Source organism: Streptomyces pilosus (assembly GCF_014649835.1).
Taxonomy (GTDB): domain Bacteria; phylum Actinomycetota; class Actinomycetes; order Streptomycetales; family Streptomycetaceae; genus Streptomyces; species Streptomyces pilosus.
In genome coordinates, this window is sequence record NZ_BMTU01000011.1 from 212,867 (window position 1) to 233,116 (window position 20,250).

Annotated in this window: 23 protein-coding genes; 6 read left to right on the forward strand and 17 right to left on the reverse strand. The window is 69.9% G+C overall.

Annotated features, from left to right (window positions below; genetic code table 11):
• Positions 1-92: 92 nt before the first annotated feature.
• From IE118_RS25235 to IE118_RS25245, 3 genes are all read right to left on the reverse strand, one after another.
• Positions 93-503 (reverse strand): hypothetical protein, encoded by a 411-nt coding sequence (locus IE118_RS25235; RefSeq protein WP_189560322.1) that lies wholly within the window; start codon positions 501-503, stop codon positions 93-95.
• A gap of 193 nt (positions 504-696) precedes the next feature.
• Positions 697-1,242 carry a DUF2269 domain-containing protein gene (locus IE118_RS25240; RefSeq protein WP_189560323.1) on the reverse strand — a complete coding sequence of 182 codons (546 nt, stop codon included), beginning with the start codon at positions 1,240-1,242 and terminating at the stop codon, positions 697-699.
• Positions 1,243-1,244: 2 nt separating this feature from the next.
• Positions 1,245-1,499 carry a hypothetical protein gene (locus tag IE118_RS25245; protein WP_189560324.1) on the reverse strand — a complete coding sequence of 85 codons (255 nt, stop codon included), beginning with the start codon at positions 1,497-1,499 and terminating at the stop codon, positions 1,245-1,247.
• A 123-nt stretch (positions 1,500-1,622) separates the two neighbouring features.
• On the opposite strand from IE118_RS25245, the gene IE118_RS25250 reads away from it, so the two are divergent.
• The 4 genes from IE118_RS25250 (at position 1,623) to IE118_RS25265 (ending at position 4,833) form a co-directional block, all read left to right on the forward strand.
• On the forward strand, positions 1,623-2,210 hold the full coding sequence (locus IE118_RS25250; protein WP_189560325.1) for a TetR/AcrR family transcriptional regulator: 588 nt from the start codon (positions 1,623-1,625) through the stop codon (positions 2,208-2,210).
• A 149-nt stretch (positions 2,211-2,359) separates the two neighbouring features.
• The gene (locus tag IE118_RS25255) at positions 2,360-3,268 is read left to right on the forward strand and encodes a DUF5134 domain-containing protein (protein ID WP_189560326.1); all 909 of its coding nucleotides are present in this window, start codon (positions 2,360-2,362) and stop codon (positions 3,266-3,268) included.
• 199 nt (positions 3,269-3,467) lie between these two features.
• Positions 3,468-3,857 carry a hypothetical protein gene (locus IE118_RS25260; protein WP_189560327.1) on the forward strand — a complete coding sequence of 130 codons (390 nt, stop codon included), beginning with the start codon at positions 3,468-3,470 and terminating at the stop codon, positions 3,855-3,857.
• A 1-nt stretch (position 3,858) separates the two neighbouring features.
• On the forward strand, positions 3,859-4,833 hold the full coding sequence (locus tag IE118_RS25265) for a tyrosinase family protein (RefSeq protein WP_189560328.1): 975 nt from the start codon (positions 3,859-3,861) through the stop codon (positions 4,831-4,833).
• A gap of 19 nt (positions 4,834-4,852) precedes the next feature.
• Here the strand turns inward: IE118_RS25265 and IE118_RS25270 are convergent, their stop codons facing one another.
• The 11 genes from IE118_RS25270 to IE118_RS25320 form a co-directional block, all read right to left on the reverse strand.
• Complete coding sequence (locus tag IE118_RS25270; RefSeq protein ID WP_189560329.1) at positions 4,853-5,719, reverse strand: F510_1955 family glycosylhydrolase; 867 nt, start codon at positions 5,717-5,719, stop codon at positions 4,853-4,855.
• Positions 5,720-5,854: 135 nt separating this feature from the next.
• Positions 5,855-6,523: a DUF305 domain-containing protein gene (locus IE118_RS25275; RefSeq protein WP_189560330.1), complete on the reverse strand. Its 669-nt coding sequence runs from the start codon at positions 6,521-6,523 to the stop codon at positions 5,855-5,857.
• 93 nt (positions 6,524-6,616) lie between these two features.
• On the reverse strand, positions 6,617-7,072 hold the full coding sequence (locus IE118_RS25280; RefSeq protein ID WP_373303225.1) for a hypothetical protein: 456 nt from the start codon (positions 7,070-7,072) through the stop codon (positions 6,617-6,619).
• A 185-nt stretch (positions 7,073-7,257) separates the two neighbouring features.
• Positions 7,258-8,679 carry an NADH-quinone oxidoreductase subunit N gene (locus tag IE118_RS25285; protein ID WP_189560376.1) on the reverse strand — a complete coding sequence of 474 codons (1,422 nt, stop codon included), beginning with the start codon at positions 8,677-8,679 and terminating at the stop codon, positions 7,258-7,260.
• Between the two features lie 5 nt (positions 8,680-8,684).
• Positions 8,685-10,193, reverse strand: coding sequence for a complex I subunit 4 family protein (locus IE118_RS25290; protein WP_189560332.1), 1,509 nt, complete (start codon positions 10,191-10,193; stop codon positions 8,685-8,687).
• Between the two features lie 5 nt (positions 10,194-10,198).
• Complete coding sequence (locus tag IE118_RS25295; RefSeq protein WP_189560333.1) at positions 10,199-12,046, reverse strand: NADH-quinone oxidoreductase subunit 5 family protein; 1,848 nt, start codon at positions 12,044-12,046, stop codon at positions 10,199-10,201.
• Entirely contained in the window at positions 12,043-12,348 is a 306-nt protein-coding gene (locus IE118_RS25300; protein ID WP_189560334.1) for an NADH-quinone oxidoreductase subunit K, read from the reverse strand. Before IE118_RS25300 ends, IE118_RS25295 begins: the two co-directional genes overlap by 4 nt.
• Positions 12,345-12,908 (reverse strand): NADH-quinone oxidoreductase subunit J, encoded by a 564-nt coding sequence (locus tag IE118_RS25305; protein WP_189560335.1) that lies wholly within the window; start codon positions 12,906-12,908, stop codon positions 12,345-12,347. The genes IE118_RS25300 and IE118_RS25305 overlap by 4 nt, the downstream gene beginning before the upstream one ends.
• A 10-nt stretch (positions 12,909-12,918) precedes the next feature.
• Positions 12,919-13,863: an NADH-quinone oxidoreductase subunit H gene (locus IE118_RS25310; RefSeq protein WP_189560336.1), complete on the reverse strand. Its 945-nt coding sequence runs from the start codon at positions 13,861-13,863 to the stop codon at positions 12,919-12,921.
• Positions 13,856-15,274, reverse strand: coding sequence for a hypothetical protein (locus IE118_RS25315; protein WP_189560337.1), 1,419 nt, complete (start codon positions 15,272-15,274; stop codon positions 13,856-13,858). The genes IE118_RS25310 and IE118_RS25315 overlap by 8 nt, the downstream gene beginning before the upstream one ends.
• A complete protein-coding gene (locus IE118_RS25320; protein ID WP_229846931.1) occupies positions 15,265-15,615 on the reverse strand; it encodes an NADH-quinone oxidoreductase subunit A in 351 nt (116 codons plus the stop codon). Before IE118_RS25320 ends, IE118_RS25315 begins: the two co-directional genes overlap by 10 nt.
• Before the next feature lie 220 nt (positions 15,616-15,835).
• On the opposite strand from IE118_RS25320, the gene IE118_RS25325 reads away from it, so the two are divergent.
• The gene (locus tag IE118_RS25325) at positions 15,836-16,054 is read left to right on the forward strand and encodes a heavy-metal-associated domain-containing protein (protein ID WP_189560338.1); all 219 of its coding nucleotides are present in this window, start codon (positions 15,836-15,838) and stop codon (positions 16,052-16,054) included.
• A 306-nt stretch (positions 16,055-16,360) separates the two neighbouring features.
• On the opposite strand, the gene IE118_RS25330 is transcribed toward IE118_RS25325, so the two are convergent.
• Positions 16,361-17,125 (reverse strand): CbtA family protein, encoded by a 765-nt coding sequence (locus tag IE118_RS25330; protein WP_189560339.1) that lies wholly within the window; start codon positions 17,123-17,125, stop codon positions 16,361-16,363.
• A 15-nt stretch (positions 17,126-17,140) separates the two neighbouring features.
• Positions 17,141-17,362, reverse strand: coding sequence for a CbtB domain-containing protein (locus IE118_RS25335; RefSeq protein ID WP_189560340.1), 222 nt, complete (start codon positions 17,360-17,362; stop codon positions 17,141-17,143).
• A gap of 264 nt (positions 17,363-17,626) precedes the next feature.
• Here IE118_RS25335 and IE118_RS25340 point away from each other — a divergent pair, with 264 nt between their 5' ends.
• On the forward strand, positions 17,627-18,220 hold the full coding sequence (locus IE118_RS25340; RefSeq protein ID WP_189560341.1) for a histidine phosphatase family protein: 594 nt from the start codon (positions 17,627-17,629) through the stop codon (positions 18,218-18,220).
• Between the two features lie 73 nt (positions 18,221-18,293).
• On the opposite strand, the gene IE118_RS25345 is transcribed toward IE118_RS25340, so the two are convergent.
• Entirely contained in the window at positions 18,294-20,186 is a 1,893-nt protein-coding gene (locus tag IE118_RS25345) for a copper resistance CopC/CopD family protein (protein WP_189560342.1), read from the reverse strand.
• Positions 20,187-20,250: the final 64 nt, after the last annotated feature.

A 20,250-nucleotide genomic window follows, 5' to 3' on the forward strand; every position in this document is an offset into this window, starting at 1 on the left:
GGGTGCCCTCGATCTCAGGATGCGCAGGGGAAGTGGCCGTGCTGGGACGGTTCCTCGGGACGAGACGGCACGAGGAAGCCGCTGGGCACGGCCTAAATGCGCAGCTGAGAGAGGACAGACAGATCCGGGGGCGCTCGGTCGACGGTCCCTTCGGCCTTCGGCCCCGCGCCGACAGCCGCGGGCATGGCCAGACCCCACCGCTCCGGGGTCTGTACCGGTGGTGCGAGCTTCACCACTTCAAGACTCGCGGTCGAGCAGTGCTGCATCGCCATGCCGGAGCAGGGCGGAGAATCGGCATTGTTCATCGCCGGCCCGGCAACCTGCGTCTGTTGGGTGGCCTGGCCGGAGGTGCTGTGGTGCCCGTGCCCGGTGGCCGCCGTTGCGGGTGCGGCATCGTCGCCGTCCATCATCATGCCCGGCCTCATCACATGACCGACGGACGAGGAGTCCGGGCTGATCGCCGTGGCGGCCGTCTCGTGGTGAATCAATACCGCGAGCGCCACGAGCAGAGCGATGACGGCGGCACGAGCCCAGCGGACGACGCCCTGTGAGGCGCAAGTCCGCGGGGCCCTGACTCCCCGTCCCGTCATTGCTTCCCTCTGAAGATTCCGGTGAGACGACTGCCGTCAATATACCCGGAGGGGGTAAGCGGCGCTTCCGCGAGCCGCACCTGCGCCCGTCAGCTCTATCGCCTCTTCACTTCTCCTGGGGCACGGACATAGACCGTGGCGCGCTCCTGCTCTCGCGCTGGCTGTCCTGCTTGCGCAGGCCGTACGGCGTGACGCCGCGGGGCTTGTACACCGCCAGGACCATGGCCAGCAGCAACACGGCCAGAGCAAGCACGGAGTGCAGCACGGGAGAGAAGTCACGCACCGACGACAGCTCGGCCCCCAGGTCGGCTGCCCTCGCCGCCATGGATTTGAAGGTCCCTATGTAGATCAGCAACACGACGGTGGCGACGACGTTGATCAGGAGCTTGAACAGGATCCAGTAGTGCCGGAAGAGGCCCCAGGGCGTACCCAGGGACTGGACGATTCCGGTGAGCAGGGCGGCGAGGGCGAGAGGAACGAGGGTGTACCAGGCGGCCGGCTCCATCACGAGATAGACCCCGCGCACCGTTTCTGGATCCCGGCTGGTCATGCCGATCACCGCCAGGGCGAGGAAGGCGACGACCGCGCCGAGCCAGCCGACCGATGAGGTGACGTGCACGATGAGGGCCAGCTTGCGCAGACGAGGGGGCATGATCATCCGTCGCCGCCGCCTGCTGCCTGTCCGGTGCCTGCGGTGACACCGACGAGCGGAGCCTGCCCCCCGAAGTGGCGGCCCGGGCCGTGGCCACCAGGCCCATGGACCAGCAGCATCACCGCGACGAGCACCGCCAGGATCAACACGACGAGCCCGGACAGCTTCACCCAGCGCGGCATTCCGGCACTCGCAGCGTGACCGGGAGCATCAGCCGCCTCGTCGCGGGTGCCGGGCTCCTGGGACGGATCCACCATCAAGGTTCTCCTTGTCTCGCCCAAGGGCCTGGGCGGCGTGCCGTTGCGACCCCAGCTTTATCGAGACACTTTGTCACTGTCAATCCATAGCGTCTCGACAACGGCGTCGCGTACGCTTTCCGCGTGCCGAAGCTGTGGAACGAGACGATCGAGGCGCACCGCCGCGAAGTGCGCGACGCCATCCTGGACGGCACCGCCTCTCTGGCGGCCGAGCACGGCCCACTGTCGGTGACGATGTCCCAGATCGCGGAGAAGGCCGGCATCGGGCGGGCCACGCTGTACAAGTATTTCCCGGACGTCGAAGCGATCCTGCACGCCTGGCACGCACGCGAGATCGCCGGCCACCTGGCCCGGCTGACAGAAGTCCTGGACAGCGCCGAAGGGCCGGCGACGCGCCTGGAATCGGTGTTGGAGGCGTACGCCCTCATCACCCACGAATCCCATAGCCACCAGGACACGGACCTGGGGGCGTTCCTGCACCGGGACAACGGCGATCACCTTGCCCATGCGCACCAGCATCTTCACCACATGGTTCAGCACCTCCTGACCGACGCAGCGCAGGCCGGCAACGTCAGGGACGACATCCCGCCCAACGAGCTCACGCGCTACTGCCTCAGCGCCCTGGCGGCAGCACGGACCCTGCCGTCCGAGGCCGCCGTAAGGCGGCTGGTCACGGTCACCCTTGCCGGCGTGCGCCCTCCACAGCACTGATGCCGTGGGGGCAGGAACCCCCGCTCCCTGAACGCCTCTTGGCTCCACTACGTACTAAGGGCATACGTAGATAACAGCCAGAGGACGACGCACGTCGACGCGTCCGCGGACCAATGCGCATGCGCCGGCTGGTCGGTGCGGAGGGCAGCATGGGAAGTCCGGCTTTGACCTGGACGCTGGCGGCGGTGGCCGCACTCGTAGCGGTCGTGAGCGCGGCCCGGCTGGCCGCGGCCGGCGACGGGGAGGCCCGGTTCGCGGCCGGAGGCGACGTCGTGATGGCCGGCGGCATGGCCGTGATGTTCCTGCCGGCGACGGCGGCCAGTTTCGGGGACCACAGCCTGTGGTGGGTGGCGGCTTTCACCGGCCTCGGCATCGGCGGCGTGGCCCTGTCCGTACGGCATGGCCGGCTGCACGGCTGGCGGCACGGTCGCCGTTGGGCGCATCACATCATCGGCAGCGCAGCCATGGTGATCATGACGCTCGCCATGCCGGGTAGCGACTCCGGGCCGGTGCTTGCTCTGGGCGGGCATTCGATGGCCGGTATGGCTCACGGACATGGGCACGCATCCGCCGAGACCACCGAGGCCTCGGAGATGGCGGGCATGGCCGGGATGGAGGACATGGACCACTCCTCGGGGATGACCGCCCACGACATGACGGCCGGTGCCGCCCACAGCGCCTCGGCGGGAGGCTCGGCCTCCGTATGGCGCGTCGTCCTGATCGTGCTGGCCGCCTACTTCCTGCTCTCGATCGTCGCGTCCGTCTGGGCCCGGCTCCGCGGCGCCGACCGGCGGACGGGTACGGGCCGCGGCGCGGGCAGGGGCCGTTGGGCTCGGCGGCTCCTCGCGTTGCCGGACGCCTTCGTGGTGTTCGTCGCGTCGCTGGCCGTCTCCGTGTGGGACGTGGCCCGGTCAGGTGGGAACAAGCGCCGGGCTCATGCGGCAGCGGGAGGCCGGAGCCGCCGTCGCCCGCCCGGTACCTCACCGGGTGCGGTCCTGGCGGCCCACATCGGCATGGGCGGCACGATGTGCGCCATGCTCGTCATGATGGCGGGCTGACCGCTCGTCGGCGCCACCAGGCGGACACCGACCGCTGTTTCACGGCACATCGTCGTCGGTGGCCCCGACGTCTCGGCATGCACACCCTGACGCACCTGTTCGCCCTTCTCGGCATGCGGGCGGTCCCGCACGCCCGGAGACTCGCAGCGAAAGGCCTCATACCTCGGCCCCCACCCCTCGTGCTCAGGAAGGCACCCTTGTGACTCCCGAGGAACTAGCGGCAGCTGCCGACCCGGCGACACTCGGCAACTACCTGTCGGAGTTGCCACAGCAACCGCACCACCACGGCCCCCTGACCAGCATTCGCCAGGACGAATTCCAGGGCCACCGCATCGTCATCAAGACGACCTACGAGATCACGGTGGACGGTGAGCCGCTCACCGCTCCACTCATCGTGTCGAACGACGGCCAAGTCCACTGCCATGCCCTGCCCACGTACGAGTTCCGGTCCGCGACGGACACCATCCGAGCGCTGATCGAGAACTTCCCCGACGACTTCCCAGGTGGCGACCACCCTGGTGGCGGCCACGACAGCGGAGGGCATCCCGACCACCAGGTTCCCGGGACCGATCGCGAAGGGAGCGCCTGACATGGCCGTCGTACGCAGGAACATCGTCACCAGCCCTGCTGCCAGGGATGCCTTCATCGAAGGTGTCCTGCGCCTCAAGAGGGAGGACTCAGCACTCAAGACGACCGCATTCGGAATTCCTGGGCCGGCCGCGCCGGTACGAACCTACGACCTGTTCGTCATCTGGCACTTCAAGGCGATGACCACGCCCGTCCCGCCGGACGGAGAAATCGGCACCCGCAATGCGGCGCATCGAGGACCGGTCTTCCTGCCGTGGCACCGGTTCATGCTGAATCTTTTCGAGGCGCACCTGAAACGCGTCCTGGACGACTCCAGTTTCGGGCTCCCGTATTGGGAGTGGTCGATCGACGGCTCACTTCCCGCTCCTGAAACCGCGCTGGTCTGGAAGCCGGACTTCATGGGTGGACAGGGCAATCCGGTGACCGACGGGCCGTTCGCGTTCGACGCGGGCGACTCGAACAGTTTCCGGGTTCGGGTGGAGGCAGGCCCGAACCTCAAGCTCCGCCAGACGAACAGGGGCTTGCGCCGCGCATTCGGAAGCGGCTTCCCTACACTCCCGAATGCCCTGGACGTGGGGGCTGCCTTCAACACGCTGCCGGCACCGGCAGGCGACCCGGACCTCGCCACATACGACTTCGCTCCCTGGCTCGCGAACTCCCGCGGGTTCCGCAGCCGGCTCGAGGGCTTCACAGGAACGGGGCTCCACAACCAGGTGCACCGGTGGATCGGCGGGGACATGGCCCCGGCCTCCTCACCGAACGATCCGGTCTTCTTCCTGCACCACGCCAACGTGGACCGACTGTGGGAGGGCTGGATGAATCGTCACGGGCGCACCTATCTGCCCACCATGTCAGAGTCGGCGGAACTGCTGGGCCACCGGATCGACGACCCTCTGATCTCGCCCCTGGGCGCAGGCGTCACTCCCAGGACGACGCTCGACAACACCGCCTTGTTCACCTACGACGTCATCCCCTGAACGACTGGTGCGGGGCGTCTCAGTGGCCCTCGCCGGATGCAATGGCCAGGCGCTTCTTGAGCGTCTTACCGCCGTCCTTCGACTCGAACACCCCGGTCTGGGTGGCGACGAGGACGTGCTCGGCGCCCACAGCCGTGAGCGCCTGCGGCTGGCCGCCCGGCACGGTGGAGACCTTCGTCCACGTGCTGCCTCGATCAGTGCTGCGGTGCAGGCCGCCGGAGGCGTCGATGCTGTAGAGAGCGTCCTTCACGGGCCAAGAAAGGAAGGCCATCACCGGCTCCTGTCCGCGGGCGAAGCTTTCTCCCCCGTCGCCGCTGCGGACGACTCCCTCGGAGGTGGTGGCCAGCACGACGCCCGGGTTCGCGGGGCTGACTGCTATGTCCAGGGCTTCGAGCTGCGCCCCGTCCTTCCAGGAGACGCCGTCCTTGGTCGTGCGCACCAGGCCGTTGGTGGAGTCGTAGCCGTAGACCGTGCCGTGTGCGAAGTCGAGGGCGTGGAAGTCGGACTCACCGGACAGAGACAGGGACTTCCATGTCTTGCCCGCGTCGGTGCTCCTGATGAGCCCCTTGTTGCCGCCGGAGGTCGGATGGCCGCTGGCGTAGAACGTCTGGTCACCGGCCACGGTGAAACCCATGAAGTCGTCCTTGCTGTCGCCCACCAGCTCGGCCTTCCCCTTGGCGTCGGGGGTGTAGACGCCTTCATGGGTGGCGACGTAGAGGCGCTGGTCTGCCGGGTCCAGACCCAGGCCGTGGATGTGACTCACCGTGGTTCCGTCAGCGGCGGACGTGTCGGTCGAGCCTCCGCTGTCCGCGCTGTTGGAGCAGGCGGCCAGAGGGAAGGCGAGTGCGAGGGCTGTGGCTGCCAGGGCGGCAGGGCGCTTGTTCATGATTCCTCAGGGGCAGGCGGAGGCGCCGGAGCGGCGGTTGCCGGTCGCGGTCATCACGGGAGGGAGGGTGGAGCGGCTGTCCAGGGCTCCTCGGGTGCGCCCTCGGAGCCCCGGACGGTCGGTGGGTGATGCGGATCAGAGCCGGTCGAGGATCTTCTCGAACTTCTCGACCTCGGCGGACTGAGTCTTCACGACGGCGGCGGCGAGCTCCTTGGCCGTGGCGTTACGGCCTTTCTTCTGCTCGTCCTCCGCCATGGTGATCGCGCCCTCGTGGTGCTTGATCATCATCTGCGCGAACATCCGGTCGAAGTCGGTGCCCTTGGCGGCCTCGAGCTTCTTCATGTCCTCTTCGGACATCATCCCGGACATTCCGGACCCGTGATCCATGCCACCGGACCCGTGGTCCATGCCTGGCATGCTCTCCTGCGCGGACTCCGGCTTCCCCCAGGCCTTCAACCACGACTTCATGGTCTTGATCTCGGGGTCCTGGGCCTTTTCGATGTCGGCGGCCAGGGTCTTGATCTCCGCGTCGGAGGCCCGGCCGTCCGCGAGCTTGGACATCTCCAGTGCCTGCTCGTGGTGCGGGATCATCATCTGCGCGAACATGACGTCCGCGTCGTTGAAGGCGCCGGGCGCCGGGTTGTCACCCGCCGCCTGAGAGGCCGTGGCAGAAGCGGAGCTGCCGCTCCCGTGGTCCATGCCCTCCATGTCGTTGCCGCTGCAGGCGGCGAGCAGCAGCCCACCCGCCGCGACGGCACTCACGATCGCGACACGGCGGCGCAGGGCAGTGTTGTGGGCAGTCATGTGCGAAATACCTCGCTCGTTCGGTTCTGTCAGTGGGTGAGGGGATACGCACGGTGGTGGGCGGGCAGGACAGAGCCCGCGCCACGGGCCGGCCTATATCCGCAGCACTGACAGCTGAACGAGGGAGGGTCTGGGGGGTGGTGGGAGGGGAGGCAGCACGGCCATCGCCCGGGCGAGCAGGGCCGTCAGCCGTTCCTTCCTGCGAGCTGCCGCGCCCAGGAACAGCCAGAGCAGCCAAGTGGCGAGGACCGCCACGCACACCGACAGCACGTCCATGCTGATCATCGGCTCGTCCGCCGACGGTGCATTCGATGCCGCCGCTTGGTGGTCCGCCATGGCCGCAGCCTCGGTGGATGGCTGGGTGCCGGCGGTCACAGTGTCCGTATCGCCGTGCTGCGAGCCCACGACGGCATGGACAGAGCCGCCCGATCCAGCTCCGGACGAGTGCTCTGGGTGGCCCATGGTGTGCATGGCGAACACGCCGAAGGTGAGCACGGCGACCAGCAGGAGGTACCCGAAGGCACCGCCCACACGCAATCGCCTGTTCACACCCAACATGTCCCTCCGTGACCCGTCGCTTTCGAGGGCGGGTCGTGAGCGCCTGAGAGGCGCGATCGTTGCTCTGCCGCAGGCCATACTACTAAGCGGCTTCTTAGAACGACGACGTGTCGGCCAGGTTGGTCATCACTTGCCCGGGCCCCTGCTCAGCAGTGACGACGCACACTCCGGGCTGGTCAGCGCACCAGCGGACCGTCCAGCACGTCCAGGACGGTTCCGCCGAGCAGCCCAAGCGCGACGGAGCCGGTGGCCGCGCCGTAAGCGATCACGGCTGCCGGCCGTGACGGCGCACGGAAGGCACCCGCAGGTCCGCGTGCCAGGAATGCCGGACCGATCCAGCGCAGGTAGTAGAAGAGGGAGGCCACCGTGTTGACGGCGGCGACGACCGCGAGCCACGCGTAGCCGCCGTCGAAGGCCGCGCTGAAGGCTTCCAGCTTGCCGAAGAACACGGCGGTCGGGGGCGTGCCCACCAGGCCCAGCAGGCAGACGACGAGCGAGGCCGTCAGGGCCGGGTGCGCCCGCGCCAGGCCCCGATAGTCGTCGATGGTGTCGGCTCCGGGGAGCGCGCACACGACGGCGAAGGCCCCGAGGTTGGTCAGCGCGTACCCGGCCAGGTAGTACAGCAGCGCCTCCTGGTCGAGGCCGGTGCGTCCGGCGACGGCCAGAGGGAGAAGGAGATAGCCGACCTGGCTGATCGTGGAGTAGGCGAGCAGCCGTTTGACGTCCTGCTGGAAGAAGGCCGCCAGATTGCCCAAGGTCATGGAAGCGACCGCGAGCACCGCCACCAGGTCGGCCCACGGCAGGTCGGCGTCCGTGAGCGGCACGGCGGCGAGCCGGTAGAACGCCGCAAGGGCACCGATCTTGGGGACGGTGGTGAGGAAGGCGGCGACAGGTGCAGGGCTGCCCTGGACGGCGTCCGGCACCCAGAAATGCCCGGGCACGCATCCGGCCTTGAACAGGACTCCGGAGAGCAGGGCGAGCGTGCCGACCGCCACCAGCCCGGCGGGCGCCTCGGCGAGGTCGGTGCGCAGCACGGGGTACGACGTGGCCCGCCCGGCGGCGAGCAGGACGGTGATGCCGGTGAGCATCAGGACACCGAGGAGCGCGCCGACGACGTAGTACTTCAGGGCCGCCTCCGTGCCGGGGCCGTCCTTGCGGAACCCGGCGAGCGCGTAGGCCGGCACGCTGGCCAGCAGGTATCCGGCGGCGAGGAGGAGCAGGTCCTGGGCTCCGGCCAGCATCAGGGCGCCGAGGGAGGCGAGTTGGAGCAGGACGTAGAACTCGGTCTCGCGCGGGTCGGCGTACATCCGCGGCATGGCGAGCGCGAGGACCAGGAGGGTGGAGCCGAGGATGACGAGCCTGCTGGTGGCCGTGACCGTGTCGAGGGCGAAGGACTCGCCGAAGGCCGTCTCCACGGGCTTGGCCGCGGCGATCGCGGCGGCCACGATGCCCCCGATACTGGCCGCTCCTGCCAAGGCTCCGGTCAGCCACTGCCGACGGCGCGGCAGCCACGCTCCGAGCAGCAGGCCCAGCACCGCAGAGGCGGCGAGCAGGACCTCGGGAAGGAGGTCGAGGGGGTTCTCGTTCATCCCGGTCATCTCGTTCATCGCGCGAGCAGCTCCAGCAGGGTGCGCGAGGCGGGCTCGATGATGTCGAGCACGAAGCGGGGAGCGATGCCGAGGACGACGCCGAGAGTCAGCAGCGGGACGATCGCGAGGCCTTCGTGGACGCGGATGTCCGCGAACGGCCGGTCGGCTCCGGGCGCCGCGACCGGTAGGCGCAGCGGCCCGAGGAAGACCTGTTGCAGGGCCCGGAGGAACAGGCCGGCGGTGAGGAGGATCCCTAGCACGGCCAGTCCGGTGGCCACCGGCTCCGGCCCCAGGCTCCCGGTGAGGATCTGGAACTCGGCGATGAACCCGGAGAAGCCCGGCAGCCCGAGTGAGGCGAACGCGGCGACGCCGGTCAGCGCGGCGAAGACGGGCGCACGCCCCGCCACACCGGAGTACGCGGACATCTCGTACGTCCGCCCCCGCTCGTACAGCACCCCGGACAGCAGGAACAGCGCCCCGGTCAGAAGCCCGTGGCTGACCATCTGGAAGACCGAACCGGTGACCGCGAGCCGCCTCGCCTCCTCCTGGTCCGCACCGACGGCTCCTGCCGCGCCGATGGCCAGGATGATGTAGCCCATGTGGTTGACGGAGGTGTACGCGACCAGCCGTTTGAAGTCTGTCTGGGCGAGCGCGACCAGCGCGCCGTAGAGCACGGAGACCACGCCGATGACGACGAAGACGAGAGCGTAGTCCCGCCAGGCGTCGGGCAGGACGGGCATGGCGATGCGCAGGAAACCGTAGGTGCCCATCTTCAGCAGCACCCCGGCGAGGATCGCCGACCCTGCGGCCGGGGCATCGGTGTGCGCCGGGGGCAGCCACGTGTGGAAGGGCACGGTCGGCGTCTTCACCGCCAGTCCGACGGCGATGGCCAGAAGGACGAGAGCCCCGTACGTCGACCTTCCGGCCAGCGGGTCGGCTCGGGTCAGCTCGACGATGTCGAAGGTGTGCGGGTCGGCCGCCAGATACAGGCCGATGAAGCCCAGCAGCAGGGCGAGTGAGCCGATGAAGGTGTAGAGGAAGAACTTCAGGGCGGAGCCTGCCGCGTCCTTGTGCCCCCACCCCGCGATGATGAAGTACATCGCGACGATGGACAGATCGAAGAAGACGAAGAACAGGATCAGGTCGAGGGCGACGAACAGGCCGAGGCAGGTGGTCTGGAGGAAGAGGAACAAGGCCGCGAACTCCCTGACCCGCCGCGTCGCCCGCCACGCGTACAGAGCGCAGGCGAGGAACAGCACGCAGGTGACGGCGACGAGCGGGAGCGACAAGCCGTCGACCCCGACGTGATAGCTGATGCCCGCACTGGGGATCCAGCGGGCACGCGTCTCGTACTGCATGCCGCCGTCGGCCCGGTATCCCGCCCAGACGATCACTGTCAGGACCAGTTCGGCAGTGGCGGTCGCCACCCAGGCCGTCAGGAACAGCGGGCGGGGGGCGCTGCGCGGCACGCACAGCAGGAGAGCCGCCATGACGGTCGGGAGCAGGACGATGGCCGTGAGCACGGCGGTCACCTCACGAGGACGAGGACGACGGCGAGGACGGTGAAGGCGGCGACCGCCTGGGCGAGGTACTGGTGCAGCTGCCCGGTCTGTGGCCGGCGCGCCCAGCGCCCGAGCGCGCGGGTGCCGCCCGCCACGCCCTCCACGGCGCCGTCGACGAGCCGCTCCACCCGGGCATTGGTCCACAGCGCCAGCCGGACCGAGCCACGGGCGGAGCCCTCGACGGCACGGTCCAGCACCCGGTCGTCGAAGGCGGCGAGCGCGTCGGCCAAGCGCATCACGGGGCGTACGAGGAGCGTGCGCGCAGCGGTCTCCAGGTGAAGCCACTGCGACGCCGGGGCGGTGATCCGGCCGGACAGGCTGAGGATCTGAGGGCCACGGACCCAGACCACGGCCGCGACGGCGACCGCGAGCGCGCCGGACAGCACGAACTCCCACGCGTGCGGATGCGGCTGCGCATCGCCGAGCACCCGCCCCACCGCATCCCGCACCGGCGGAAAGGACGTGACGGTCAGGGCGAAGCAGGCGACAGCCAGGGTCACGAGCGGCAGGCGGGCGGCATACGGAAGTGGCCCCCCGCGGACCGCCGAGGCCGGATCGGGCTGCCAGACGAACCACAGCGCCTTGATGCTGTAGACGGCCGAGATCACCGCACCGGCCAGCCCGACAACGTACAACGCAGTGCTGTCCTCGAGGGCGCCGGCCAGGAGTACGTCCTTGGCCGACCACAGGGCAAAGGGCGGCACCCCGGCCAGAGTCAGGGCCGCGACGCTGAAAGTGATTCCTGCCGTACGGTGCCGCCGGGCCGCGCCGCGCAGTGCGGGCAGCGCCTTGGTGCCGAGGGCCGTCAGCCAGGCGCCCGCGACGAGGAACGCCAGGCTCTTGGCGGCGGCGTGGGCGATGAGCTGCAGGGTTCCGCCGGTGACGGCACCGGCCCCGGCGGCGAGCACCATGAAGCCGATCTGCGCGCAGGTCGAGGCGGCGAGGAGCTGCTTGAGGTCGGTCTGTGCCACGGCGACCAGGCCGAGCACCACGGCCGTCACCGCACCCGTCCACGCCACTACGTGCCCGCCCCAGCCGGACTGAGCGAGCAGCGGCTCCAGCCGCAGCAGCAGATACGCCCCGGCCACGACCATGGTCGCCGAGTGCAGCAGGGCGGAGACGGGGCTCGGACCCTGCATGGCCCGAGACAGCCAGAAGCTGAACGGCAGTTGGGCCGACTTGCCCAACGCGGCCGCGATGACCCCGGCGGTGATGAGTGCGGACCAGGAACCGGTCGTGGCGGCGAGGTCATCGAGGGCAAGGGAGTCCGCCTGCCCGCTCGCGAGCGCCGCTCCGGCGGCGAGGTAGAGACCGAGGTCGGCTGCGCGGGTGGTGAGGAAGGCCGTGTTGGCGGCGTCGCCGCGCTCGGGGTCACGCCACCAGTAGCCGATCAGTGCCCAGGAGGTGGCTCCCATCACCTCCCAGGCCATCAGCAGAACCGGCAGCGTGGTCGCGGTGACCGTCGTCAGCATCGCCCCGCCGAACAGCAGCATCAGGCCGAAGAAGCGGGCGCGTGCCTCGTCCGGTCCGATGTCCGCGACGCTGAACAGCAGGACGGCAGCGATCACCGCCGTGACGGTCACGACCATGAGGCCCGACAGACCGTCGACCGCGAGCCCGGCGGGAAGCCCTTCGAACAACGGCGCCTCGGCCCGCGGGTGCTCGAACGCCACCACGACGGCAAGGCCGAACGCGGCGACGGCCGTGCCGACCGCGACGCCGGGGGCGTACCGGTCCGCCGGGCGGCCGACGACCACGAGCAGCGTCCCCACGGCCAGCGGCAGCGCGACGAGCGCCCACAGCAGCACGCTCACTCCTTCAGCTCCGCCGCCATGTCGGTCAGGTCGACCTCCCGGGACCGGAACAGCGCGGTCACCACGGCGAATCCCATCGCCATCTCCACCGCCATGACCGTGACCGCCAGGACCACCAGCACCTGCGCGTCAGCGGCTGCCGGGGCGATGTAGTGCCAGACGGCCGCCGCGCCGACGATGATGCCGCCCAGCATCAGTTCGAGCCCCATCATCAGCATCACGATCGACTGCTGGGTGAGCGCGCCGAACAGGCCGATGCTGAACAGCGCGGCACCGAGCAACAGGAACAGCTCCAGGCTCATCGGCCCACCCCTCCCCGTACCGGATCGTCGGCGGCGCGCGCCTTCAGGTCGTCGCCGAACCGGTCGTAGCGGCCGCGGCGCGTGGCCAGGACGACGGTCGCGACAATGGTGGCGAACAGCGAGAAGCCCAGAGTCATCATGGTGAGCATCTGAGGACCCATCAGCGACAGGCCCAGGTCCATGGTGGGATCAGCCGACGACCTACCGCGCCGCGCGGGCCACGGAGCGAGCAGGATCCCCGCGGCGAGTGCGGCGAAGACGCCCGTGCAGATCACGGCCGCGCCCCTCTTGTTGTGGACCATGGTCATCGGCATGAGCCCGGCCGGGTTCATCATGTACATCACCATGAACACCGCCATGATGGCCATCTCGATGGTCATCATCAGCACGATCACGACGCCGAGATAGTCCAGCCCGAGCAGCAGCACCTCGCCACCGACGCACAGCAGCGAGGTCAGCAGGGCGTACGTCGCGCGGGCCATGGAATCGAACCGGAAGACCATGACGCCGCCGGCCACCGCCAGCAGAGCCAGCGCCCAGAAGATCAGGTCATCAAGCATGGCCTCTCGCTTATCGGTTGAGGACGACGACGGCGACGAACAGCGCCTGCAGCAGCGTCAGGGGCACCAGCACCATCCACGCCAGCTCCATGTACCGCTCCATGCGCAGCACCGGCAGTGCTCGACGCCCGGCCACCAGCAGCGCCAGGACTGCGGCGGTCTTGAGCAGCGTCCAGGCCCAGCCCGGCAGTAGCGGGCCGTTTCCGCCACCGAGGAACAGCGGGACGCTGAAGCCGGCGGTCACCACGAGCAGCAACCACCGCCCCCCGAGAAAGACCAGCCGGTCCACGCCCGCCAGTTCGGCGGCGACACCACCGGCCGCATCCCGCCCCAGCGGGTACTCGAAAGGCCCCCAGAAGGCCATAGCGAGCGCGCTCAGCAGGTAGACGACGAAAGCGACCGGCATCCACACCACGAACCACACGCCGTCCTGCGCCGCGACCACCTCCCCCACCCGCAGTGACTCGGCCCCGAGAGCGGCGGTGGTGATCGCGAACATGTGCGGAAGCTCGTAGGCCAGCCCCTGTGCGAGGAACCGGTACCCGCCGATCAGCGACAGAGCAGAGTTCGGCCCCCAGCCCGCCAGCCACACCGCCGCCCAGGCCAGCGCCTCCATCGCGTTGAACCACACGACGCCGACGGACGGATCACTCACGGCACCAAAGCCCCAGGGCAGTACGGCCCCCGCGAGCACCGCGGCCACCGGGACGAGCACCACGCCCAGCCGTCCCAGCAGCCGGTCGGCGGCCGTCGTACGGCGCGGCTGCTGGACGAGCAGCCGCAGGCCTTCACGCAAGGGCCCGACCGCACGCCGCCCGGCTTCCCGCACGCTACCGGCGGAACCACGCTCGGCAGCTCCGGAAAGCACCGAGTCGAACCCGGCCGTGACCACGGCGGCCACTGCCAGGACGACAGGAAGGACGACGGTCGCCCACAGGGGCGCGGCATCAGGCATGGGCCGCGCCCGACGCCGGTGCGAGCGCGAGTTCCTCGATGTCAGGGTCCAGGCTGGCCACGATGATTCGCGCGCAGGCGAACTCGGCACCAGTCAGCAGCTCGGGGAGGACGTCGAGCAATGCCTGCGACGGCGGTCGCGGTCCGTCCAATCGCCCACGCGGGCCGGTCAGCTCGTCCGAGGTCAGCAGCCGCCCCTCGTCCAGTTCTGCGAGCCCGCGCTCGATCTCGCCCAGCCACATCATCAGCCGGTCGTAGGCGTCCCCGTCCGCCGCGAGCGCAGGCCCGGTCACTCCGGCCGCCCGCCCCCTGCCTGCCGGCAACACCCCAAGTCCGGCGATCGACCAGCGCAAGGCCCGGGACCGGCCGATCCGCTGAACCGTCCTGCGCAACTCGCCGTCGATCGTCTGACGTGAGGCCCCCGACAGCAGTTCGTCCCGCAGCCGACGACACCGCGCTGCACCGTCGTCCCATCCGGCGACGGCAAGGAGTCGCCCGGCACTGTCCAGATGCGCCGCACAGCGTCGGCGCGCCGCGCGGCCCCTGGTGACCTCTTCCCCCTGTGCGGCCAGCAGCCACGGCTCGTCCCAGTAGGGCAGCCGAGGGCCGGACGGCACGGGGAGGTGGTCCACCTCTACGCCCTGTAAGACGTCTCCTTGGAGGGTGAGTCGAAGGATCAGCCCCACAGGCCAGTCGGAGAGCCCGGGGCCGATCGGCACGTGCAGCCGGTCGAGCCTCAACGCGTCCCGGTCGTCGTCCCGCTCGGCCATCGGCAGACCTGCGACCTCGCCCATGGAGTGCATGTCGTGCCCCATGTGATCCATATGGCCGCCGTGGCCTTGGTGGTCAGCGTGGTCCATGTGCGCCGCGTGGTCCGCAGGCTGCTGGTGACCGTGACCCTCGTGTCCAGAGTGAGGTGAATGATCCTGATCGTGGCCCGTGTGGTGGTCGTCATGGTCTTGGCCCTCGGCCGCCTCGGGCGGCGGCTCGTCGTGGTGCGCACGGTGGTCGTGCTCGTCGCCGGGTCGCTGATGCTCGCCGTGGGCAGAGTTGCCAGGCTGGTCCCCGGGGGCAGCATCCTCGGGCGGCGCCCCAGTCACCGCCTTGTCGGCCAGTTCCCTGCACGCTGCGTCCAGTGCGTGTACGGCCTGGCCGCTCTTCCGGAGCACGATGCGCACGGTGGGCTCCGGCATCGACCGCTCGATGCGGTCCAGCCACTCGGCGTCTTTCGGTGCCGGCACACCGCACACGACAAGCAGATCGGCGGCGGCCGGAGCTCCCGCTACGGGCCATCCTCGCCGGCGCACCTCTGCCTCAGCTTCCAGCCGGAGTTCTGTCGCTCCAGGCAGCGAGACCGTCAGTACCGCCGGGCGGCCCATCGCCGCGCGCCGCACAAGGGCTCTCAGGTCCACCTCAGCGCCCCCTCACGCCAGGCGTACGCCACCGCCGCGAACAGGATGCCGAGGAAGAGGAACATCTCCACGACGGCCGTGGTGCCGACCTCCGAGACGGCCCTCACCCAGGGGTACATGAAGAGCATCTCCATGTCGAAGGCCAGAAAGATCATGGTGACCGCGTACCAGCGCACATGGAACCGGGACACGGCATGCTCGCCCGGTGCGAGGCCCCCGGCGAAAGGGCCTGTGTCAAGAGGGGCCCGCCCGGCCGCGAGCCAGAGGCCCAGTCCGTAGAGGAAGACCAGACCGGCACCGGTCACACCGAGAAGGACCAGCATCGGCCGCCATGCGTCCATCTCGCCCGACCTCCGTTCTCGGCGTCATACCGCTCATGGTGCGCGACCGGTTGGTTCGGGCCCTGCAGGCGCGGCCCAACGGCATTCGGCTGGGGGCGGCCAAAGAACCTCACCACTAAGCAGGTTAGTGGTTGGGTGGCGTCAGGAGAACACTCCCGCCCCAGAGGCAGGGTTACCCCCTGGGGGTATCATGGACTCCTCTTGGGAAGGGAGCAAGCACATGGTTCAGAAGGTGTACGACGTCAAGGGCATGACGTGCGATCACTGCGTCCAGGCCGTCAGCTCCGAACTCAACGGCCTTCCCGGCGTTGAGAACGTCCAGGTTGACCTGCCGTCAGGAAAGGTCACGGTGACCAGCGAGCAGCCGCTGGATGCCGCAGCCGTCGCGGCCGCGGTCGACGAGGCCGGCTACGAGCTCGCCGGCGGTGGAGGTCGGTGAACCGGCGGGCGGATCTGCTGCGCCGGGCCGTCAGCCACCCCGTCGTCAGGCTCACCGCCGCGGCACTTCTCCAGGCCGCGGCCTCCCGCCTCACAGAGCCCGGAGCAGCACCGGCCCTCAAGACGTGCGCGTGCGGCGACACCGCCCGCACACTCCGCTGAGTTGCCCCGGTTACCAGGGTTGATCTGCGGAGCCGCGCACGGGGCGGCCGCGGGCCCCGGCGGTTCGCCTGGCGGTCACGAACGCGGCTGGACCGGCCGGGCGCGCCCCCGGCCGGTCCAGCCGCTGTGCTGTAGTACCGAACTCTCAGGTAGCCGGTGCGGACAGCTCTGCGCCCCGGCCGGCCGGGGCGGTGGCCCTGGGCTCCAGAAGACGCTCGGCCAGGTAGCCGAAGAGCAGGCCGAAGCCCGCCCAGAGCAGGGCCTGGATGCCGAGGGATGCGATGCGGAATTCCCACAGGTCGGTGGCGGGGAAGCCCTCGGGCACCTTGTCACCGGACGGCAGGAACACCATCGCAACCGTCACGGCCGCCACGAAGGCCAGGCCGGCCGCGGTGGAGGCATTCCAGTTGCCCCACTTGGGGCCCAGGCGGCGCCCCAGCAGAACCGCTGCGATGCCGAGCAGGACGCTCAGCGCGATCATCAGGAAGTACAAGGCGGTCCGCTGGTCGAGAGTGGCGGGGTCGCCGACGGCAGGTGGATTCGCCGGGTACTTCAGGGTGGGCACCAAGCAGACGGTGAGGAACGCGGCGAGCGCGGTCAGCGCGGCCGTGGCCCTTGCGCCGAACCGGCCTATCCGGCCCAGCGTGAAGCAGAACGCAAGGGCGGCGATCCCGCCGACGGCCACGCCGAAGACGAGGACGCCGGTGGCCAGTCCCGCTGTTGACTGCATGGACCTGCTGACCAGTTCCTCCCCGCCGCCGGCGTGGTGGGAGCCCGCCTCCTCAAAGGCGATCGCCGCGTCGACCGGCCCCTCGCCGACCAGGTACGCGAAGACGAAGGCCAGTACGCCGGCGCAGAGGCCCGCGAGCATGCCGCGCACCAACAAGGCACGCACTATGGCGGAGTTCATCGGAGTCCGCTCCCGTCAGTGGCAGGGGAAGCCGAGCAGGTGACGGCTGTCGTGCACCCACTCGTGGACGCCGTCGCCGGAGAAGACGGCAAGGGCACCCTGCTCGGCGCCGACGAAGTAGAGCAGGACGAGCATCACGAGGCCGAAGAACACGGCCCAGGGCAGGATGGCCCGCACGGGCAAGGGCGTTGCGGCGGGCAGGGTGGTGGGGGCAGGGGCGGCAGTGGACTGCGCCATGGCGAGACCTCCTCGGGAACACGCGTCCCGTTTCGTGTGGAGCACGCGACGACGGCATCGGGTCTGACTCGCCGCCATCCCTCCGCCCCTGTTGGGAGCAGAAGTCAGCGGCACACAGTGGCGCGACCGTGCCGGGCTTGCACCGGACTTCCGAGGCGCCGTCGTCCTTGTCGCCCAGATCGTAGAGGCAAGGAGACATTCGGCCAACATGGCGTGCGCCACCTACGATGGCCGGCCGGAGTGAATCCAGGCGAGGGGGCTCTTGTGACGATACGACTCGCGCTGGTGTGCGCCGCCGCACCCAAAGGGCGCGAGGTGCGCTTCGCCGACACCCCGCTCGACGAACAGACGCTGCGGCAGGCGCACGTGGCCGCCGCGTCCCTGCCCGCAGCGACCCGCCTGTACACCGCGCCCTCGCAGCGGTGTCGGCAGACCGCCGAGGCTTTCGGCTGGGACGCTGCCGTCACCGAATCGGCCCTGCGGGACGTGGACATGGGCAGCTGGCATGGCCGTACGCCGGAGGAAGTCGCCACGGCGGACCCCGCCGCATTCACCGCCTGGCTGAGCGACCCGGAGGCCGCCCCTCAGGGCGGCGAGTCCGTGGCTGAGGTGTGCCGCAGGGTCGCCGACTGGCTCGACGCCCTACCGGCCGAAGCCGGGCGGGTGACGGCCGTGGTCGAGCAGGCCGTGGCGCGCGCGGCGGTGATTCGTGCTCTGTCCGCCCCGCTTACGTCGTTCTGGCGCGTCGATGTACCTCCCCTGACTGCCGTGTCGCTTACCGGCAGGGCCGGGCGGTGGAACCTGCGACTGGGGCCCGCCTTCGTGGAATCGCCCGTGGAAGAGGGCGAAGACGGCTGAACCGGCGTGTGACGGCTACCGGGGCGGGCCGGTGTCGGGGTGTCGACCTCCGTCACGGCACAGCAGGGGGCGTTCAGTCGCCGCCCTCCTCGGATGTGTTCCGGTAGGTGAAGGAGCGGTGGATGATGTGGTTCGGCGCGACAAGGGTCTCGCGTACGACCCGGCCGCGGTCGTCCAGCGTGAGCTCCAGGGCGAGTCGTTCGCCGGGATACCCGAGGGCCAGCACCGTGCGGCCCTCGGCATCGGTAGAACGAGAGGTCTGGGTGGCCCGGCCTTGGGCGTAGGGCTCGGAGTCCACGAAGCGATCGCCTGACAGTTCAAGCCGGGTTGGCGCCGTCGCGGTACCGGTGGTGTCGCTGGCGACCTGCTCGTGCAGGGTGAACGCCTTTACGGACCGCATCGCCCTGACGGTGCGGGTCAGCTGGGTGCTGTCCGGACGCACGGGCCACGTCATCTTCAGTGTCTCCTTGCCACCGCCCCAGCCCTCTGCCGCTGCCCGGACGGTGAGCAGGTTGGTTCCCTTCTTCCATGTCATGGGGGCGTAGAAGCAGCCCTCGCCACAGCCGCGCAGAGCGACCGTCCGTGTCCGGCCGGCGGCGTCGGCAAGACGAAGCGATGCCTTGTACGTTCGTGAGTCCGGGCGTTCGAGATCCGTGGTCGGTGCGGTGAGGCGCAGGACCACCTGCCCGGCGGAGGCGGTGGCGGCGATGCCGATCTGGTCAGCCCGACCACCGACGGTGATCGCGGCGCCAGTGGCTGGAGGGGCGAACGGCAGCCCGGCATTTTCGTCCTGCGGCGGTTGGGTGACCGAGAGCCATGCCGTGGCCGCCAGCGCAGCTGCCAGTCCCAACGCTTCGGCACGTACGAGCGAGCCCGGGGCCGCACGAGCCATCCGCCGTCGTGCGGCCAGTGCCAGTCCGCAGACTGCGGCCACCAGGGCGAGCTTGACGGCGAGGACCTTGCCGAAGTCGGTGACCAGCAGGTCGGAAGGCGAAAGCAGCAACAGGCCGGAAAGTGTGCCGGTCAGCAGGACGGCACCCACCAAGGCCAGGGCGAGACGCGCGTAGGTGGCGAGCGCAGCGCGGAAGGCACGGTCCCACCGGCGTGTGACGCCGACCCGGACGAGATGCACGAGAGCACCGACCCACACTGCGGCTGCCGCCAGATGCGCCGTGATCAGCACTGGGCCCCACACGTCGGACGCGGCTGCTGGGTGGGCTCGCAGCCCTTCGACCACAACGCCTACCGAAAGCGCGGACCAGGCTGCCGGCTGCCACCGGCGACCTGCCACGCTCATCGTCATGCCGGCCACCAGCCAGGCCGCCACCTCGACGATCGCGAGAATTCCGGCCCGCCCGCCCCACAGTGCCGAGCCGGACGGTGTGAAGATGCCCTCGATCAGGCTGCCGCCGCCAGCGATCAGCACCATGAGGCCCAGCGCGGCCGTCAGACCGCTCACCAGCCCGGCGCGCACCCACGGCCCGGGTGCTGTGATGCCGTGCCGGGCCGCCACCCGCTCCCCGACCAGGCCCCCCAGGACCAGTGAGAACGCCGCGAACAGCAGCCACCGCAGGACGGCGGTCGTCGCCGCCCCACTGACCTGCTGCTGGCTCCCGGACATGCCGGCGGACAGGTCCGCCGCGGCGGATCCCACGGCGAAGCGATAGTTGCCGCCCATGACGTCGCCGTCCTGAGCCGTGGCCTTCCACAGCACCGTGTAGACACCCGCGCTGAGCGGTCCACGCACGGGCACGATCAGCTGCCTGCCGCCTTCACTGCGCGAAGGGGATCCGACCGGCACCGACCGTCCGGAGCCCGACGTGATCCGCACGGTCCGCGCACTGGCCGCCTGTACCGGCTCGTCGAAGACCAGCGAGATCTCCTTCGGCGCGGTGGGCACGGCGCCCTCGATGGCCGGGGAGGCGAACAGCAGGACCGCATGCGCCTGCGCGGGGGTGGCGGACACGAGGAGCCCAGCCACGGTCAGTATTACGGCGGACGCCAGGCGGACAGCCCGGCGAGCCGATGCA

Coding starts and splice junctions, on each gene's coding strand:
- IE118_RS25305 (WP_189560335.1), bottom strand. CDS start 12,908: ATGCTTGATGACCTGATCTTCTGGGCGCTGGCTCTGCTGGCGGTGGCC.
- IE118_RS25285 (WP_189560376.1), bottom strand. CDS start 8,679: ATGACCGGGATGAACGAGAACCCCCTCGACCTCCTTCCCGAGGTCCTG.
- IE118_RS25240 (WP_189560323.1), bottom strand. CDS start 1,242: ATGCCCCCTCGTCTGCGCAAGCTGGCCCTCATCGTGCACGTCACCTCA.
- IE118_RS25265 (WP_189560328.1), top strand. CDS start 3,859: ATGGCCGTCGTACGCAGGAACATCGTCACCAGCCCTGCTGCCAGGGAT.
- IE118_RS25270 (WP_189560329.1), bottom strand. CDS start 5,719: ATGAACAAGCGCCCTGCCGCCCTGGCAGCCACAGCCCTCGCACTCGCC.
- IE118_RS25325 (WP_189560338.1), top strand. CDS start 15,836: ATGGTTCAGAAGGTGTACGACGTCAAGGGCATGACGTGCGATCACTGC.
- IE118_RS25330 (WP_189560339.1), bottom strand. CDS start 17,125: ATGAACTCCGCCATAGTGCGTGCCTTGTTGGTGCGCGGCATGCTCGCG.
- IE118_RS25310 (WP_189560336.1), bottom strand. CDS start 13,863: ATGCCTGATGCCGCGCCCCTGTGGGCGACCGTCGTCCTTCCTGTCGTC.
- IE118_RS25300 (WP_189560334.1), bottom strand. CDS start 12,348: ATGAGCCTGGAGCTGTTCCTGTTGCTCGGTGCCGCGCTGTTCAGCATC.
- IE118_RS25245 (WP_189560324.1), bottom strand. CDS start 1,499: ATGGTGGATCCGTCCCAGGAGCCCGGCACCCGCGACGAGGCGGCTGAT.
- IE118_RS25335 (WP_189560340.1), bottom strand. CDS start 17,362: ATGGCGCAGTCCACTGCCGCCCCTGCCCCCACCACCCTGCCCGCCGCA.
- IE118_RS25255 (WP_189560326.1), top strand. CDS start 2,360: ATGGGAAGTCCGGCTTTGACCTGGACGCTGGCGGCGGTGGCCGCACTC.
- IE118_RS25320 (WP_229846931.1), bottom strand. CDS start 15,615: ATGGACGCATGGCGGCCGATGCTGGTCCTTCTCGGTGTGACCGGTGCC.
- IE118_RS25275 (WP_189560330.1), bottom strand. CDS start 6,523: ATGACTGCCCACAACACTGCCCTGCGCCGCCGTGTCGCGATCGTGAGT.